Source organism: Rhodoplanes sp. SY1 (assembly GCF_046000175.1).
GTDB lineage: Bacteria > Pseudomonadota > Alphaproteobacteria > Rhizobiales > Xanthobacteraceae > Rhodoplanes.
The window spans coordinates 1-757 of the sequence record NZ_JBEOMB010000443.1 but is presented as its reverse complement, the minus strand read 5'-3'; the positions used below and the strand labels follow the sequence as shown (position 1 = coordinate 757).

1 protein-coding gene is annotated in these 757 nt (G+C 72.1%); it reads left to right on the top strand.

The genetic code is table 11. From position 1 onward, the window contains the following. The coding region (locus tag ABTU92_RS30240; RefSeq protein ID WP_408095225.1) for an AAA family ATPase at positions 1-757 on the top strand (757 nt) is incomplete at both ends.

Below are 757 nucleotides of genomic sequence, written 5' to 3'. Positions count from 1 at the left end.
GGCGGAGGCCACGGCCAAAAAGGCGGCGGAGCGGGAGCGCCGGCGGCCGGCGACGACCGTCCCGGTCCACACCGCCGGGCTGCCGGACACGCCCTATGAGCGGCTGGTCGGGCGCGACAACGAGCTGAAGCAGCTCGACGCGGCGTGGACGGATCCGGCCATCAACGTGCTGTCGCTGGTCGCCGAGGGCGGGGCCGGCAAGTCGGCGCTGGTCAACGAATGGCTGAAGCGCCTGCGGGCGGAGAATTATCGCGGCGCCGAGCGGGTGCTCGGCTGGTCGTTCTACAGCCAGGGTTCCAAGGAGCGCGCCACCGCGGCCGACGCCTTCCTGAACTGGGCGCTGAAAGAGCTCGGGATCGAAACCGACACCGTCAGCGCCAGCGCCAAGGGCGAGACGATCGCCGAGACGCTGGCGCAGCGTCGCGTCCTGCTGATCCTCGACGGCGACGAGCCGCTGCAGCATGGGCCCGGGCCGCAATGCGGGCTGCTGAAAGACCTCGGCCTGCGGGCGCTGCTGCGCCGCTTTGCCGCCGTACCGCCAGGCGAGCCGCACGGGCTGATCGTGCTGTCGAGCCGGCTCGCCGTCGCCGACATCGCGCGCTTCAAGGACTCCTCCGCGCCGGTGCGCGACGTCGAGCGGCTGTCGGACGAGGCGGGCGCGGCGCTGCTGCGCGACAACAAGGTGTGGGGCACCGACCGCGAGCTGAAGGCGACGTCACATGACTTCGGCGGCCATCCACTGGCGCTCGGCCTGCTG